The 666-nt window shown below is 56.0% G+C and carries 1 protein-coding gene; it reads left to right on the top strand.

Going from position 1 to position 666, the window contains the following annotated elements:
* Positions 1-666: transposase (locus ACH6CX_RS18495; protein WP_396676216.1), on the top strand; the 666-nt coding region annotated here is incomplete at both ends.

Raw genomic sequence — 666 nt, 5'->3', positions numbered from 1 at the left:
TTCGCATACTCCAAGGGCATCACCTCCAGCCGCGAGATCCAGTGGCAATGTGAGCACAATATCATCTTCAAGGCGCTTTCCTGCGATTCAGTGCCGCACTTCACCAGTATCGCCAGCTTTGTCAGCAGTTACCCGGATGCGATCGAGTCGATCTTTGAGCAGGTACTGATGGTGTGTGACCAGGAGGGACTGCTGGGCAACGAGCTGTTTGCGATTGATGGTTGCAAGATGCCGTCGAATGCCAGTAAGGAGCACTCCGGTACGTTCAAGGAACTCGAGCAAAAGCAGGCCAAGATCCGCAAGAAGATCCGGCACTGCATCAAGGAACACAAGAAGCTGGATGGCCGCAAGCCCGCCGAGCGGGAGCGCAAGCAGCGACTGGCGCAGGCGACGGATACGCTCAAGCAGCACTTCGAGAAGATAGACAAGTTCCTAAAGACGCAAGCCCCAAGGATGGGGCAAGGCAAGACCCCGAAAGAAGTCAAAAGTAATATCACCGACAATGAGTCGGCCAAGATGACCACCAGCAAGGGCACCATCCAGGGGTACAACGGTGTCGCCGCCGTGGACAAGAAACACCAGATCATTGTCGAGGCGCAGGCTTTCGGCGAGGGCCAGGAATACCATACGCTCAAGCCCATGCTGGATGGTCTCACCGCACACTAC

It is taken from the genome of Microbulbifer sp. JSM ZJ756 (genome assembly GCF_044383805.1).
Lineage (GTDB): Bacteria > Pseudomonadota > Gammaproteobacteria > Pseudomonadales > Cellvibrionaceae > Microbulbifer > Microbulbifer zhoushanensis.
The sequence above is the reverse complement of the archived record's forward strand: the minus strand, read 5'-3'. Positions and strand labels throughout refer to the sequence as shown.